The following is a 14,020-nucleotide window of genomic DNA, read 5'->3' as shown; positions in this document are numbered from 1 at the left end:
GTACCCCTCTGGCCGGGCGTGAATCACCCGCGGTCGCCGACCCTGGCGGCCATGTTGCCCGCCGGGTGGCGGTTGTCGTGGATCAGCTGGTGCGCGAGGCCGATCTCGTCGAAATCGAAGGTCTGAGACAGGCACGGATCGATGATTCCCTGGTCGATCAGCCGGGTGACCTCGCGGGCCTCACGGGCGGTGGCCACGTGCGAGCCCTGCAGCCGCTTCTGCCGCATCCACAGGAAGCGCAGGTCGACGTCACCGTTGTAGCCGGTGGTGCCGCCGCACAGGACGACCATGCCGCCGTTGTCGCACAGGTACAGGGACGTCGGGATCGTGTCGGCGCCGGAGTGCTCCAGCACGATGCGCGGGCTGCGGCGCTCGCCGAGCACGTCCCAGAAGGCCCGCCCGAAGGCACGGGCCCCGGACAGCCAGCGGCCCATGGCCTCGTCGTCGGAGGTGTCCGGCAGCCGCCCCCAGTGGTCGAACCGGCGCCGGTCGATCCAGCCCTCGGCGCCCAGCTTCAGGCAGAACTCGCCGCGCTCCTCGCTGGAGACGACCGCGACGGGGATGCCGCCGACGTGCCGCACGAGCTGGATGGCGATGCAGCCGAGGCCGCCGGCACCGCCCCAGATGAGCACGGGGTCGCCGGGGCGCACCGTGTGCGGCGGCCAGCCGAAGAGCTGGCGGTAGGCGGTGGCCGCGGTCGCCATGTAGCAGGCGGCCTCCGCCCAGGAGAGCCGGGCGGGCTTGGGGTGGAGCATGTAGTCGTCGACGACCGCGAACTGGGCGAAGGAGCCGTAGTTCTCCTCGTAGCCCCACACCCGCTGGCTGGTGGACCAGGTGGGGTCGCCGCCGAGACGGATGTCCTCGGCCTTCTCGTCCCAGCGGTTGGCGAGGACGACGACCTCGTCGCCGAGCTTCACACCGCGCACGTCCTCGCCGACCGCCCACACGATCCCGGACAGGTCGGAGCCGCCGATGTGGAAGTCCTCGGTGGCGCCGGCCTTCTGCCGGGCGGCGATCACGTCGAGCGGCGAACCGAGCGCCGCCCAGACGTTGTTGTAGTTGATGCCGGCCGCCATCACCTTCACCAGGACCTGTCCGCGCCCGACGGGCGGGACGTCGACCACTTCCGTGCGGAAGGCGTCGACGGGCTGTCCGTAGCGCTCACGGCGGATGAGCGAGGCGTACATCTTCGTCGGGGCGGTACCGATCTCGGGGGCGTCACCGAGTTCGTAAGGGTCCTGGGTCGCTCTCACTGCATCTCCTCGACGCGGGTTCACGGGGAAGGGGCTGCGGCGGCCCGGTCGCCGGGGCCGCGCAGGGCCTTGGCGACCGCTTCGCCGATACGGGCGATCGGTTCGGGTTCGGTCATCTCGTAGTGGCCGCAGGGCACGCGGTGGTCGTGCAGGGTCCCGTCGACGTACGGCCGCCAGCTGTCGGCCTTGCCGGGCAGCACCGCGAGGTCCGTCGGGAAGTCGGTGGCCTGCTCCTCGGCGGCACTGAAGAACAGCACGTCACCGCGGTAGACGCCGGGCGCGAACTGGGGTGCGATGCGCAGGTTGTTGCGCATGACGGCGGCGATGGCCGCGGCCTCGGAGCGGGTGACGGGGACGCTCGCCGGGTCGGCCGCGACCCGGGCGTCGATGCGGTCGAGGACGGTCTCCACGGGTGCCCCGTCGACATCGAGCCCGGCCACCCTCGACAGCAGGGCTGCCACCTGGCGTTCGGCGGCGCCGGCGTCGTGGGCGGTGCCGTGCGGCTGCGGGGCGTCGAGCATCGCGAGGAGTTCGACCCGCTCGCCGTCGCGCTGCAGGGCGCAGGCCATGGCGTGCGCGACGAACCCGCCGTAGGACCAGCCCAGCAGCCGGTACGGGCCGTGCGGCTGCACCTGGCGCACGAGATCCAGGTAGTGGGCGACCATGGCGGCGGCGTCGGCTGCGGGCGGGGTGGTGCCGTCGAGACCGGCCGCCTGGATGCCGTAGACGGGCTGGTCACCGCCGAGGTGCGGCAGCAGGCCCGTGTAGCGCCAGGCGACGCCCGCGCCGGGGTGGACGCAGAACAGCGGCGGGGCGGTGCCCTCGGAGCGCAGCGGCAGCAGCGGGCCGAGGGCGGTGGGGGCGGTCCCGGGCGCCTTCTCGTCCGCCTCGCCGGCCGTGGCGAGGACCCCGGCCACGGTGGGCGCGGCCAGCAGGGTCGCCGCGGGGATGTCGAGGACGCCGGCCCCGCGCAGCCGGCCCGCCAGCAGTACGGCGCGCATCGAGTCGCCGCCGAGGTCGAAGAAGTTGTCGTGCAGGCCGATGCCGCCGATGCCGAGCGTCTCCTCCCACAGGCGGGTGACCTCGCGTTCCCGGTCGGTGCGCGGCGGTACGTGCTCGGTCGTCAGCCGGGGCCGCGGGGCGAGGCCGGGCGCGCTCGCCGGCGTGGCCGGGGTGTCGTCGGACGGGCCGGAGCCGGTGCGGGCGCCGGGGGCGTCGATCCAGTGGCGCCTGCGTTCGAAGGCGTAGGGCGGCAGCGGTGCCCGCCGGGGGCTGCCCGGCACCGGGGGCAGGGCGCTGTCGACGCCCGCGCTCCACAGCCGGCCCAAAGCCTCGGCGAGGACGAAGCCGTCGGACGCCTCGGCCTTGGCGTGCCGCATGGTGGTCACCGTCACCGGGGTCGCGTCGGTGAGCCGGCCGGTGGCGAGCTTGGTCAGGGTGTCGCCCGGCCCGATCTCGACGAGGACCGGGTGCAGCCGGTCCCACAGGGCGGCGATGCCGTCGGCGAACCGCACGGTGCCGCGGGTGTGGTCGAGCCAGTGCCGTACGGAGGTGGCCTGGTCGTCGGTGACCCAGGTGCCGGTGACGTTGGTGACGTACGGGATGCGCGGCGGACGCAGGGTGACCTGGCGCAGGTGGGCCTCGTAGGCAGGCAGGACCGGGTCCAGGACGTGGGAGTGGGCGGCGACGGGGATGCGCAGGCGGCGGAACGGGACGCCGCGGCGGGTCAGTTCGGCCTCGAAGCGCGCGACGGCGTCGAGGTGTCCGGCGACCGTGCAGGCGCCGGGGCCGTTGACGGCGGCCAGGGACAGGTCGTCGCCGAGCAGCGGCCGGATCTCCTCGGCCGGGGCGGCGACGCCGACCGTGGCGCCGCCCGCGGTGCTGATGAGCCGGATGCGTTCGGTGACCAGGGGCAGCATGTCCGCGAGGTCGATGACGCCGGCGAGACAGGCGGCCGTGTACTCGCCGAGCGAGTGGCCGATCAGCGCGTCGGGGCGCACGCCCGACTCCATGAGGGTACGGGCCAGGGCGTACTCGGTCACGACGAGCCCGAGGAACGCGGAGGTGTCGTCGGGCTGGCGCTCCTCGAACAGGGCGGTGCGCAGGTCGGCGCCGAGGACGGGCCGCAGGATGCGGGCGCACTCGTCGACGGTGTCGCGGTAGAAGGCGTGGTCGCGGTACAGCTCCTTGCCCATGCCCGGGTACTGGGTGCCGCCGCCGGGCAGCAGGAACGCCACACGGACCGGGTCGTCGGTGGGCGGCGGGACGGACGGGACGGCGACGCGCAGGGCGTCGACGGCCTCGGCCGGGGTGGCCGCCGTGACGGTGAGCCGGTGGCGCAGCGCGGGCCGGTCGGTGCGCAGGGACTGGGCCACGTCGTCCAGGCGCAGCTCCGGCCGCCGTTCCAGGTGCCCGGCGAGTGCCTCGGCCTGGCCGCGCAGGGCGCCGGCGGTGCGTGCGGACAGGGGCAGCACCAGGCGGCGGCCGTCCTCGGGCGGTCGGGGCGCCGCGGGGGCCGCGGGCGGGGCCTCCTCCAGGACGACGTGGGCGTTGGTGCCGCCGATGCCGAAGGCGCTGACGGCGGCGCGGCGGGGGTGGTCGCCGGCGGGCCAGTCCTCCAGCGCGGTGGGCACGCGGAAGGGGCTCGCGTCGAAGTCGATGAGGGGGTTGGGCCGGTCGAAGTGCAGGCTCGGCGGGATCTGCCGGTGTTCCAGGGCCAGGACCGCCTTGATGAGTCCGGCGATGCCGGCGGCGGCGCCGAGGTGGCCGATGTTGGTCTTGACCGATCCGAGGGCGCAGAACCCGGTGCGTTCCGTGCTGTGCCGGAAGGCCTCCGTCAGCGCGGACACCTCGATCGGGTCGCCGAGTTTGGTGGCGGTGCCGTGCGCCTCGACCAGACCGATGCTGCCGGCGTCGACCTCGGCCTGGGCCTGCGCGGCGAGGATCACCTCGGTCTGCCCGGCGGCGCTCGGCGCGCTGAAGCCGACCTTGCGGCGGCCGTCGTTGTTGACGGCGGTGCCGCGGATGACGGCGCGGACGCGGTCGCCGTCGGCGAGGGCGTCCTCCAGCCGCTTGAGGACGACGGCTCCCACGCCGTCGCCGGAGGAGGTCCCGGCGGCGTCCGCGGCGAAGGCGCGGCAGTGGCCGTCGGGCGAGAACGGCCCGTCGGGCACGTGGCGGTAGCCGAGCGCGGCCGAGGGGTTGAGGGAGACGGCGGCGGCGAGCGCGGTGTCGCAGCGGTGATCCAGCAGGTCCTGGCAGGCGGTGTGCACGGCCACCAGCGCGGTCGAGCACGCGGTCTGCAGGGACACGCTGGGCCCGGTGAGGCCGAGTTCGTAGGAGACGCGGGTGGCGAGGGTGCCGAGGGAGTTGGCGGTGGCCGCGTGGACCAGCTCCACCGAGCCGGGCTGCCCGGCGAAGCGCGGGTACACGTGGGCCGGGTAGTAGCGGCTGTCACCGGCGCCCGCGTAGACGCCGAACGCCCCGGCCGTGCGGTCGCCGGTGAGGCAGCCGGCGTCCTCCAGGGCGTGGTAGGCCGTCTCCAGAAGCAGCCGCTGCTGCGGGTCGACGACGGCGGCCTCGGCGGGGCTGTAGCCGAAGAAGCCGGAGTCGAAGCGGTCGATGCCCTCGACGGCCGACACCATCCGGATCAGTGCCGGGTCGTCGAGGTCGCGCGGGTCGCCGCCCGCGGCCAGGAACTCCTCGTCCGACACGGGCCGGATGGCCTCCCGGCCGGCCGCGATGTTCTCCCAGAAGGCGTCGAGGTCGTCGGCGCCGGGGAAGCGGCCCGCCATGCCGATGACGGCGACGGCGGGGAACTCCTCGTCGTGGGATGCGCTGGGGTCGTGCACGGCGTGTGCCTCGTCCTCTCCGGGCTCGGTGGTGTGCTGCGTGGTGTCCGCGCGGTCAGGCACGGCCGCGGTCCCTGCCCTGGCGGGCGGACCGGCGGGAGCGGGCCGCGCGTTGGCGGCGGGCCTGTTCCCTGGCGCGGTCCAGGCCGTCGGTCTCGGGCCGGGGCGACGGTCCGCCGGCCGCCGGCGGCTGCGCGCCGGTGGCCGACAGGTGGCGGGCCAGGTCCCGGACGGTGGGGTGGGCGAACAGGTCGACCACCGACAGGTCGGTGCCGAAGGCGCGGTTGACGGCGGTCTGTGCGGTGACGAGGAGCAGCGAGTTGCCGCCCAGGTCGAAGAAGTTGTCGTCCCGGCCCACCCGGTCGCGTCCGAGGACGCCGCACCACACCTCGGCGAGCCGGCTCTCCAGCCGTCGCAGCTCCTCCCCCGCCTCCGCCTCCTCCGGGCGGGGGCCGGTGCCCGCCGAGCGCAGCGTCCACGCGTCCTCCGGGAGCCCGGCGGCACGTGCCGCGTCGGCCGCCGCCCGGTACAGGGCGCCGAGATCGGTGCCGTCCTCCAGGCCGACGCGTGCGGCCAGGCGCCGCGTCTGGCGCACGGGCGCGACGACGTGGCTGCGGACCCAGGGGGCGGTGCGGTCGGCGCCGATCAGCAGGTGCGGTTCGTCCAGGGTGCGGGCGAGGTCGAACGAGCGCAGCGCGGCGGGGACGTCGAGCAGCCGGTAGCCGCGCGCCTCCGTGAGCGCCGTGAGCCGGTAGCCGTCGCTCATGCCCCGCTCGCGCCACATGCTCCACGCCAGCGACTGCCCGGGCAGGCCGAGGCCGCGGCGGTACCGGGCGAGCGCGTCCAGGTAGGCGTTTGCGGCGGCGTACGCGGCGTTCATGGCGCCGCCGAAGAAGCCGTTGAGCGAGGAGAAGGTGACGAAGGAGGTGACCGGGTGGTCGGCGGTGAGCCGGTGCAGCGTCCACGCGCCGCGCGTCTTCGCGGCTAGGGCCCGGCGCCAGGTGGCGGTGTCCAGTTCGCCGACGGGGCGTTCCACCAGTGCCCCCGCCAGGTGCAGCACCGACGCCAGGGGCGCGCCCCACTCCTGCGCGGCGGCCTCCACGGCGGCCCGGACCTGGCCTTCGTCGGTGACGTCGGCGCGGGCGTACCGGACCTCGCCCAGTTCGCGCAGCCGGGACAGCCCTTCGGTCTGCTCCTCCGGTGTGCGGCCGGTGATCAGCAGCCGGGTGCCGGGGGTGCGCAGCAGATGGGCGGCGAGTTCGGTGCCGACGCCGCCCAGGCCGCCGGTGAGCAGGGTGAAGCCGTCCCGCGCGGGCGGCTCGACGCGGGGCGGGGCGTCGGGCAGGGCGGTGAGGCGGCGCACGTACCGGTGTCCGTCGCGGTACGCCACCTCCGTGCCGTCCGCGGTGACCGTCGCCTCGGCCGTCAGCAGGGGCAGCGGGTCCGTGGCGTCGTCCGGGGGCAGGTCGAGGTGCGTGCCGCGCAGCCGGCCGGACTCCTCGGCCAGCGACTTCAGCAGCGCGCCCGCCATGGCGTGCGCCGGGTCGGGGCGATCGCCGGGGAGCACGTCCTGGGCGCCCGCCGTCACGTACACGAGGTCGACGGGCCGCTGCGGGCCGGGCCGTGCGGCGAGGGCACGGGCGAAGGCGAGCAGGTCCTCCGGTCCGGTCGTGTCGTCCGGCGCCGTCTCCGGGCCGCCCGCGCCGCGCAGTCCGGCGAGGTGCAGGACGGCGTCGACCGGCCGCTGGTCCTCCTCCGTCCGCTGCAGCAGCGTCGCGTAGTCGGTCTCCTCGGCGGGCCGCACGCGGTGGTGCGCGGCGTCGAGCCGGGCGTACGAGGGCCCTTCGACGGCCAGCGTGCACCGGCCGCCGCCGGCCCGCAGGACGTCGGCGAGCCGTTCCGCGAGCCGACGGACCCGGGGGTCGCCGCCCGCGAGGACGAGGGTGTGCCGGCCGGGATGCGCCGCGGGGGTCTCCGGGCGTTCCGTCCGCTGCCACACCGGACGCAGGAACCAGTCCGGGACGGTCGCGGCGGTGCCCAGCAGGAGCTGGGTCTCGCGGACGGTGTCGTCGAAGGCGCCCGCCTCGAAGCTCTTGCGCAGTCTGGTGCGCTGGATCTTGCCGATCTCGGTCTTGGGGATCGTGTCCCGCTCGACGGGGATGAGGTAGGCGGGGCTGACGCCGATCTCCCGGGTGACCTTCCCGGCGATCTCGCGCAGGGCCCCGGCGGTGACCTCGGAGGGGAGGTGGAAGAAGAGGGCGAGTTCGTCGGTGGGCGAGGCCGGGTCGGAGCGCACGGCGACGGCGGCGGTGAAACTGCGCTCCACGTAGGGCAGTTCCTCGACGCACGCCTCGATCTCGTGGCTGTAGTGGTTGACGCCGTTGACGATGATGACGTCCTTGGCGCGGCCGGTGATGTACAGCTCACCGTCGCGCAGGAAGGCCAGGTCGCCGGTGTCGAACCAGCCGTCCTCGGTGAACGCCTCCGCGTTGGCGGCCGGGTTGTCGTGGTAGCCGCCGGTCACGGAGGTGCCGCGGACCTGGAACCGGCCCGCCTCACCCTCGTTGAGGAGCCTGCCCTGCTCGTCCACGATCCGCATGGCGAACCCGGGGTAGGGCAGGCCGCAGCTGACGAACGTCCCCTCGCCCGCGACGGGTTCTCCGGGCAGGACGGCGTCGGTGACGACGGAGCAGGTCTCGGACATGCCCCAGCCGGGGTGCATCACGTCCTGCGGCAGGCCGAACGGCTTCAGCGCGTGCAGGAACCGGCGGGCGGCCGAGGCCACGACGACCTCGCCGGCGTTCATCACCAGCCGCATCGGCGACAGGTCCCAGGCGCGGTCGGTGAAGCGGCCGGACTGCTCGGCGAGGAGCCCGAAGGCGAAGTTGGGCGCCCAGGTGACGGTGACCCGGTGCCGGTCGGCCAGGTCCATCCAGCGCAGCGGGTCCTGCAGGACCCAGGAGGTCGGCGCGTGGATCTGACGGCAGCCCAGATACACATCCCGCAGGTGGAACATCACCACCCCGGTGACGTGGTCGAGCGGGATCCAGTTCAGGGTGACGTCGTCCGGGCCGAGGCCGTTCGTCTGCTCGGTCGCGGCGGAGCGGGTCAGGACGTTGCGGTGGGTGAGGCGCACCGCCTTGGGCAGGCCCGTGCTGCCGGACGTCATGAGCATCAGCATGAGGTCGTCCGGTGCGGCGGGGTGCCAGTCGTGGTCCTCGGGTGCCTCGCGCAGCGCGTCGGCCGTGGTGAGCCGCAGGCCGGGCCAGTCCTGCCGGGCGGCGACCGCGCGCACCCCGGCCTCGCGGCCGGCGGAGCACACGATCCAGGGCCGCCCGAGCATCCGCCAGATGCCCTCCAGTTTGGTCAGGGCCGCCGAGGGGGTGTCGTAGGAGGCGGGGACGGTCAGGGGTACGGCGACGAAGCCGCCGAGGACGCAGCCCCACAGCACGGCGAGGAAGTCCTCGGTGGCGTCACACTGGAGGATGACCTGGTCGCCGGGGCGCAGGCCCGCCCGGCGCAGTCCGGCCAGGACCCGGGAGGCCTCGGGGATCAGGGAGCCGTAGCTGCGCCGGTGTTCACTGCCGTCGGCGTGGACGTGGACGATGTCGCCCCGGTCCTGTGCGGCGGCGCGGCGCAGGGCCTGGGCCCAGCCGGTCACGGACGGTTCGGTATGGGCGGGGCCTTCGCTGAGGGCCGGTGCGGCGGTGGACGTTCCGGTGCGGCCGGCGGGGGCGGGTCCGGTGGTGCGGCCGGGCAGGCCGGTGTGGCGGCGGTCGAGTTCCTCGGGGGTGTTCTCCACCGTCACGTCGGCCGTGGTGACACCGGGCACCCGGGTCAGACGGTCGCGCCAGGCGTCGGCGGCGGTGCGGTCGACGGCGGGCAGGGCGCGCAGGGCGGCGGTGTCGACGGTGCCGTGCCCGGTGCGGGGCAGCGCGTTGACCGCGGTGACGCGGACGGTGCCGTGGCCCGCCCGGTCGAGGAGTTCCTCGGCGCGTTCGGCGGCGTCCGCCCGTCCGGGCACCACGTACAGACGGGGCGGGGCGCCGTCGGTGCCGGGCAGGGCGTGGGCGTCGCGGATGCCGGGCACGGACAGGGCCGCGTCCGCCAGTGCCGCCGGATCGGTCGCGGCCGGGGCGGGGGTGCGCTCGGGCAGCGCGGGCAGGTCGCCGAGGCGGACCGTCGCATCGGCGCTCACCGCGCGCAGCACGTCGTGCAGGGCCTCGGCGAACGCCTCGGCGGTGGCGGCCTCGTACAGGTCGGTGGCGTACTCGACGTGCAGGGTCAGGCCGTCGGGCGCGCCCTGCGCGGTCCGGCGTTCCAGGACGTCGACGAAGAGGTCGAACTTGGCGGTGCCGGTCGCGGTGGGCCGCAGCTCGGCGCGGGTGCCGTCCAGCCGGAGGACGGCGGGCTCGTTGTTCTGGAGGGCCAGCATCACCTGGAACAGGGGGTGCCGGCCGGGCGTGCGGGGCGGGTTGAGGTCGTCCACCAGCCGGTCGAAGGGGAGGTCCTGGTGGTCCAGCGCGGCGAGGTCGGCGGTGCGCAGCCGGGCGAGCAGGTCACGGAAGGCGGGGTCGCCCGAGGTGTCGGCGCGCAGCACCAGGGTGTTGGTGAGCAGGCCGATCAGGGGGTCGAGGGCGGGTTCGGTACGGCCCGCGACGGGGGTGCCGAGGACGATGTCCTCGCCGGCGCCGCAGCGGGTGAGCAGGGCACTGACGGCGGCGTGCAGCACCATGAACAGGCTGGCGTTCTCACGGTCGGCGAGACGCAGCAGCGCGTGGTGCAGGTCGGCGCCGACGGCGGTCTCGACGTGTGCTCCGCCGCCGCGCGGGGCGGTGGGGCGGGGCCGGTCGCCGGGCAGGGTGCATTCCTCGGGCACTCCGTCCAGGGCGGTACGCCAGTGGGCGGTGAGCCGCTCCAGCCGCCCGGGGCCGTCCGGGCCGGGAGCCAGCAGGGCGCGCTGCCACAGCGCGTAGTCGGCGTACTGCGCCGGCAGCGGGGCCCAGTCGGGTGCCCGGCCGGCGCGGCGGGCCGCGTAGGCGGTGCTCAGGTCGTCGGCGAAGGGACGCAGCGACCAGCCGTCGGCGGCGCTGTGGTGCAGGACGAACAGCAGGGTGGAGCCCACCAGCCAGACGGCGAGGGGGCTTTCGGCGGTGAGGTCGAAGCGGTGCCGCAGCGCGGCGGTGACGTGCGCGGCGGTCTCCGCGGCGGGGCAGTCCACGTGCCGCAGGGCGGGGCGCAGTTCGCCCGGCGGCAGGACGCGCTGGTACGGCGTCCCGTCGTGCTCGGCGACGACCGTCCGCAGGATCTCGTGCCGGTCGGCGAGGTCGCCGAGGGCGGCCCGCAGCGCGCCGGTGTCGACGTCGGCGTCCAGGGTGACGAGGAGCGGGATGTTGTAGGTGGCCGCTCCCCCGTCGAGCCGGTTGAGGAACCACATGCGTTCCTGGGCGTACGACAGCGGCACCCGCTGCGGCCGTACGGCGTCGCCGAGGGCCGGCCGGGGCAGGGCGGCGTCCTGTACGGCGAGCCGCTGGGCGAGGGCGGCCGGGGTCGGTGTCTCGAACAGGGCGGTGATGGGGATCTCGGCGCCGGTCTCGTGCCGCAGCCGGGCCAGCAGGCGGGTGGCGAGCAGCGAGTCGCCGCCCAGGTCGAAGAAGCCGGCGTCCACGCCCACCGAGTCGCGCGGGAGCTTCAGCACGTCCTCGAACAGGGCGCACACCAGCACCTGCTGGGGCGTGCCGGGGCGGGTGCCGGTCGCGGCGGCGGCGAAGTCCGGGGCGGGCAGGGCCTGGACGTCGAGCTTGCCGTTCGCGGTCAGCGGCAGCGCCGCCACGGGGACGACGGCGGCCGGGACCATGTGCTCGGGCAGGTGCGCGGCGGTGTGGGCGCGCAGCTCGGCGGGGCTCACCGGGGTGTCGGACGGGACGGTGTACGCGACGAGGTGCAGGGCGCCGTTGGCGGCCCGGCGGGGGACGACGGCGGCACGGGTGACGCCCGGGTGGGCGGCGAGGACGGCCTCGATCTCGCCGGGTTCGACGCGGAAGCCGCGCAGCTGGACCTGGGCGTCGGCGCGGCCGAGGTAGTCGAGGGTGCCGTCGGGGCGGCGCCGGGCCAGGTCGCCCGAGCGGTACATGCGGGTGCCGGGCGGGCCGTAGGGGTCGTCGAGGAACCGTTCGGCGGTCAGGCCGGGCCGGTTCAGGTACCCCGTGGCGACGCCGGCGCCCGAGACGTACATCTCGCCGGTCGCGCCGGGCGGCACCGGGCGGCCCTCGCCGTCCAGCAGGTGCACGCGCAGATCGGCGAGGGGGCTGCCGATGACGCTGCCGCGGCGCGGGTCGTCCAGGTCGGCGCGGGTGAGGCGGTGGTGGGTGACGTGCACGGTGGTCTCGGTGATGCCGTACATGTTCACCAGCGCCGGGCGGTCCAGGCCGTGCCGGTCGGCCCAGGGGCGCAGCCGCGCCGGGCGCAGGGCCTCGCCGCCGAAGACGACGTACCGCAGCGCCCCGGTGCCGCCGCCCCGTTCGAGGTCGGCGTCGGCGAGCTGCTCGAACGCGGAGGGCGTCTGGTTGAGGACGGTCACGCCCTCGCGGTGCAGCAGGTCCAGGAACGCGCGCGGGGAGCGGCTGACGGCGTACGGGACGACGACGACCCGGCCGCCGTGCAGCAGGGCGCCCCAGATCTCCCAGACGGAGAAGTCGAAGGCGTAGGAGTGGAACAGCGTCCACACGTCGTCGTCCCGGAAGTCGAAGTGCCCGGCGGCGGCGGTGAAGAGGCGCACGACGTTCGCGTGCGGGACGGGCACGCCCTTGGGGCGTCCGGTGGAACCGGAGGTGTGGATGATGTACGCGGTGTCGGCCGGGCCTGCCGGTCCGTGCCGGTCGGCGTCGGTCAGGTCGGTGGCGGGGCGGCGGGCCAGGCCGGCGATGGTCTCCTCGTCGTCCAGGCGGACGACGGGCAGGGCGTCCTGGGCGAGGTGCGCGTGGGCGTGCTCGGTGACGAGGACGACGGGGGCCGCGTCCTCGACGACCAGCCGCAGCCGCTCGGCCGGGTGACCGGGGTCCAGGGGCAGGTAGGCGGCGCCGGTCTTGAGGACGGCCAGCAGGGCGGGCAGCAGCCGGATGCCGCGCTCCAGGGCCAGGGCCACGACCTGTCCGGGACCCGCGCCGTGTTCGGTCAGCAGCCGGGCGAGCCGGTTGGCCTCGGCGTTGAGCTCGGCGTAGGTGAGCTGTTCGTCCCCGCAGGTGACGGCGGTCCGCTCGGGCCCGGCCGCCGCCCGCTCCTCGAACAGTTCGGTGAGAGTCCGTTCGACCGGATACGTGTGGACGGGCGTGTCGCGGGGGTGCTCTCCGGGCAGCAGGACGTCCAGGCCGCCCAGCGGTGTCTCCGGCTCCGCCTCGGCGAGCCGGTGCAGCACGGTGAGGAACCGGTCGCGGTGCAGGGCGAGTTCGTCCTCCTCGTACAGGGCCGGGTTGGCGTCGAAGGCCAGCCACAGGCCGCCGGGACGCGCGCCGGGCCGCACCGAGATCTGCAGGTCGTCGACGGCTCCGCCGGACAGGTGGTGCCAGGTGGTCCGGTGTCCGCCGAAGACCGGGTCCTCGTCGAACGGAACGATGTTGAGCACCGGCCCGTACAGCCGGCGTCCGGTGCCCAGCAGGCCCAGGTGGCGGCGGAGGAACTCGCCCCGGTAGCGCTGGTGGCGGCGCAGGGCCTCCAGTTCGCCGGCGACGGTCCGCGCCAGCTGCGCCACGGGTGTGTCGGGGGCGGCGGCCACGCGCAGCGGCAGGACGTCGGAGGCGGTGCCGGGGGTGCGCAGCGCGGCACCGCCGAGGCGGCTCATGGTGGCGAGGCCGAGCACCAGGTCACGGGCGCCGGTCATCCGGTGCAGGTAGGCGGCGGTGGCCGCGGTCAGCAGGTCGGTCCGCCGGACGCCGAGGCGGGCGGCGGCGTTGTCGAGGGCAGCGGTCTCGCCGGGTGTCAGTTCGGCCGTGCGGCGCAGGAAGGGCGCGGTGGGGGCGGCCGTGCGCGCGGTGAGCCGGGCGGGTTCCGGCAGGCCGGCCAGGCGCCGCGCCCAGTGGTCGCGGTCGCGGGTGTACCGCTCGGAGGCGCGGTAGGCCGCCTCCTCCTCCTGCAGTCGGCTCACCGGCGCGAAGCCGGAGGGGCCGGGGTCGCGCCGCTCGGCCAGGGCGTTGTACGTCTCGGCCAGGCGCCGCCCGAGGAGCTTGTAGCTGTAGCCGTCGAGCAGCAGGTGATGGGCCCTCAGCAGCCACAGGAAGCGGTCGGGGGCCAGGGTGAGCAGGGTGTGCGCGAACAGCGGTCCCTTCTCCAGGTCCACGGGCGTCGCGTGATCGGCGCGGACGTGGGCCCAGGCGGCGGCCTCGGGGTCGGGCGCACCGCTGACGTCCACGCGGTGCAGGGTCCAGTCGTCCGCGTCGGGGGCGAGCCGGCAGTGGGGGCCGTCGTCGCCGTCGGCGAAGCGCAGGGCGAAGGTGTCGGCCTCGGCGACGGTGCGGCGCAGCGCGGTTTCGAACAGGTCGGTGTCCAGGGGGCCGTGGACCTCCACCGCCTCCGCGGTGTTGTACGCGGCGCTGTCCGGTGCGAGCCGCCCGGCGTACCAGAGGCCCTCCTGGGCTCCGGACAGCGGCCGGCGTTCGTCCTCCTGCAGTGACATAGCACAACCCTCACGTGGCAAGCCGTAACGTCCCGGACGGAGAAGGCCCGGCCGGATGCGAGGGGCGGGGCCACCGCCTCGTGCGGCCCGCGCGTGGGGGGTTACGCGCCGGGCCGGGCCACAGGGCGAAGGAGAGGCCGCACGCCGCGGGCGGACGTCATCACGTCACCCGCCCGTCTCACGGCACAGCACGGTGGGGCAACGGAAGCGGCCGGGTCAAGCGGAATCGGGCCGCGGGGCCCCGATTC

Annotated in this window: 3 protein-coding genes; all 3 read right to left on the bottom strand. The window is 75.4% G+C overall.

Going from position 1 to position 14,020, the window contains the following annotated elements:
• Positions 1-23: 23 nt before the first annotated feature.
• Entirely contained in the window at positions 24-1,187 is a 1,164-nt protein-coding gene (gene ccrA, locus ACF07N_RS30155; protein ID WP_392119501.1) for a crotonyl-CoA carboxylase/reductase, read from the bottom strand.
• Between the two features lie 86 nt (positions 1,188-1,273).
• Entirely contained in the window at positions 1,274-5,167 is a 3,894-nt protein-coding gene (locus ACF07N_RS30150) for a type I polyketide synthase (RefSeq protein WP_392118876.1), read from the bottom strand.
• Positions 5,160-13,772: an amino acid adenylation domain-containing protein gene (locus ACF07N_RS30145; protein WP_392118873.1), complete on the bottom strand. Its 8,613-nt coding sequence runs from the start codon at positions 13,770-13,772 to the stop codon at positions 5,160-5,162. The genes ACF07N_RS30150 and ACF07N_RS30145 overlap by 8 nt, the downstream gene beginning before the upstream one ends.
• Positions 13,773-14,020: the final 248 nt, after the last annotated feature.

The sequence above is a fragment of the Streptomyces sp. NPDC015242 genome, from assembly GCF_043079125.1.
Classification (GTDB): domain Bacteria; phylum Actinomycetota; class Actinomycetes; order Streptomycetales; family Streptomycetaceae; genus Streptomyces.
The sequence above is the reverse complement of the archived record's forward strand: the minus strand, read 5'-3'. Positions and strand labels throughout refer to the sequence as shown.

Bases quoted from the DNA above. Each gene is read 5' to 3' on its own strand.
- ACF07N_RS30145 (WP_392118873.1), bottom strand. From the start codon at position 13,772: ATGTCACTGCAGGAGGACGAACGCCGGCCGCTGTCCGGAGCCCAGGAG.
- ccrA (WP_392119501.1), bottom strand. From the start codon at position 1,187: ATGTACGCCTCGCTCATCCGCCGTGAGCGCTACGGACAGCCCGTCGAC.